Source organism: Bifidobacterium sp. POST2/T3 (B1) (genome assembly GCF_058197115.1).
Map to the genome: position 1 here is coordinate 1 of NZ_JBVPQK010000440.1, position 2,138 is coordinate 2,138.

Genomic DNA, 2,138 nt, shown 5'->3' on the forward strand with positions numbered 1-2,138 from the left:
GAGCCTACTGCCGCCAAGCGCACGGCCAAATATGGTCCCGACAATCTGGCCCGTTGGAGGCAACTGGTGGCCCGATATGGGGTGCCGGACCTGCAGCCCTTGGCTAAGTACTACGGCATGACCATCGTCTGATCCTGCCGGACCGGACCCCAGGAACTGCGGAAACGACCAGCGAATTCGCGCACCATCCACGGGTCTGGTTGATAGGGGTCGACTGGATCGGTCCGGCAGTCCGCAACGGCTTTCAGGAAAGAGGCCATGCCCTGTGTCCCGTAAGCATAGGGAGCAGCGCACCAGACCGGGTTTCCCTCCAAAATCAGCGGCCGATCCGACCCACGGAGGAAGGCCAGATCCACGCTGATCGGGGCAGAAGATCGACCCTTGGCTGCCTGGAGGGCGCAGTCCTCAGCGCTCGCTCGATGTCTGGGCTCGAAAACGGCACCGTCAAAGATTGTCGTGATGGCCCTAGAGCCCTCACCTTCATGCAGGCAGTATCCGCTGGATGCTGCAATCCGTCCCCTGTTGATGATGACCCGCCACTCCTCCTGGATATCGGGCAAGTGGGTCTGGATGCGAATCAGCGATTGCGCAGGGGCCGTCCGCAGCTTGCTCTGCAGATCTTCAAGGTTTCGCCGGGCTGCAGGCAGGCCCGATACCCGACCGGCAGCCAGCTGCGACCAGGGGCGCTGCCCCAAGCCCGATGGCAGACGGCGCCAGGTCAGAATGGTTTCGGCCGTCACAGTCAGAATTCTGCGTCCGGTCAGGGACTGGTCCAGATCATCCAGCCACATGGTCGGTGGGGCTGACAGGGCCCATGAGGGACGGCCGCGGGATACCAGCCAGGCGTTCTGGGCAATCAGCAGCCCTGGGGTGATCCATATCGCTTCTTTGACGCCGACATCCCGAACGGGTCCGAATCCATGGTGATGGTGCAGGATGATTCCCTGTTGCCGATGTGGGTCCTTGTTGCACAAATCGATTTGTTCGGCCATGACCCGGGGTATCCACTCCTCATGGGTGATGACCGAACAAATCAGTGCAGTGCCATCCGTCTTCGGTCCGGAAGGCTGAGGCTCAATCGACGATGAATCGGTCGTCGTAGGTGCCCTCGTCTACAGTGTCCGAACCGCCCGAGGTCAGGATGATCACGGTGCAGTCATGACGGCGGGAGACCCGCTTCAGGGTGGCCAGCAGGGTATCCCAATCGCCCGGCTCCAGCCCTTCGGTGGGTTCGTCGGCGATGAGCACATCGCACTCGCAGCACAGGGCTCGGGCCACGGAGGCCAGGCGGAAGTCCAGGTGGCCCAGATCAGCGGTCAGCTTGTCCTGCAGACGCTCCGGGAAGCCGACCTCGTCCAGCAGTTGACGGGCCAGATTGTCCTTGGGGCCCAGGAAAGTGCGCCCGCTGGCATCCATGGTGTAGACAAGATTCTGCACAGCGGTCAGGTCGTGCCTCAGGGCATCGGTGCCAAAGATGGCCCCAATTTGGTGGCCGCGATAGTCGGAGGCCAGCAACTGGCGCAGATCTGTGCCCCGGAAGAGCACACTGCCCTGGGTGGGGGCGCGCAAGCCGGTCATCAAGGCCATCATGGCGGCCCGTACGGAAGGGGAGGTGGTCTCCACCGAGTAGATGCGGCGACGCTGGAATTCCAGATCGACATCGTCCAGGATCTGTTCGGGGCGACCCTGGATCTTGCGCGTGTAATCCACGTGCTTCAGGGAAAGCACCGGGTAGCCTCCAGGAACCAGCACCCGTTGGTCAGCGGTATCCAACAGCGGGTCCTCTTCCTGATCGTCATCGGAATCTTCGGTATCTTCATGCTCGATGACCACTTTGAAGGCAGCCAGCGCGGCATCTTCTTCCGAAGAATCATCCTCCTCGGTCTTTTTGTCCGTCTGAGTGGTTGCTTCTTCCTTGGATTCCGTTTCCGTCTCCGACCCTGTGCTGGGTTCGGACATGGGTTCGGCGTTGGTGCTCTCGTCGGCTGTTTGCTCAGCTTCGGCCCTTGTCTGAGTGGCTTGCTTCTGATCGGTCTGTTTCTGATCAGTAGTTGCCTGGGGCTCTTCGTCTGGCTGCTGGTCCGATGTCTTTTCGCTCATGCCTCGTCCTCCAGGTCGTTGGTGTATAGCTGGGCGGT

General features: G+C 61.3%; 2 protein-coding genes. Both read right to left on the reverse strand.

The annotated features are described in order from the left end of the window. Positions 1 to 110: 110 nt before the first annotated feature. Complete coding sequence (locus AC0AP0_RS12555) at positions 111 to 992, reverse strand: hypothetical protein (RefSeq protein WP_490430731.1); 882 nt, start codon at positions 990 to 992, stop codon at positions 111 to 113. Between the two features lie 82 nt (positions 993 to 1,074). Next, complete coding sequence (locus AC0AP0_RS12560) at positions 1,075 to 2,100, reverse strand: ATP-binding cassette domain-containing protein (protein WP_490430732.1); 1,026 nt, start codon at positions 2,098 to 2,100, stop codon at positions 1,075 to 1,077. Between the last annotated feature and the right edge of the window lie 38 nt (positions 2,101 to 2,138).